The following is a 255-nucleotide window of genomic DNA, read 5'->3' on the forward strand; positions in this document are numbered from 1 at the left end:
TAAGCTAGTAAGATCCCTGAAAGATGATCAGGTTGATAGGTCAGAGGTGGAAGCGTGGCGACATGTGTAGCTGACTGATACTAATCGATCGAGGACTTAACCAAACTTTAAAAGCGTAAGCTTTACTTAGCGAACTGTTATCTAGTTTTGAGAGAGCAATCTCTTGTCTGGTGGCGATAGCGAAGAGGTCACACCCGTTCCCATACCGAACACGGAAGTTAAGCTCTTTAGCGCCAATGGTAGTTGGGACTTTGT

The 255-nt window shown here is 45.1% G+C and carries 2 rRNA genes; both read left to right on the plus strand.

The features are described from left to right. A 23S ribosomal RNA gene (locus LJC66_RS27595) occupies window positions 1–104 on the plus strand; the annotation flags it as partial. Window positions 105–166: 62 nt separating this feature from the next. Then, window positions 167–255 (plus strand): 5S ribosomal RNA (rrf, locus tag LJC66_RS27600); the annotation flags it as partial.

The organism is Priestia sp. TSO9 (assembly GCF_021029645.1).
Taxonomy (GTDB): domain Bacteria; phylum Bacillota; class Bacilli; order Bacillales; family Bacillaceae_H; genus Priestia; species Priestia megaterium_E.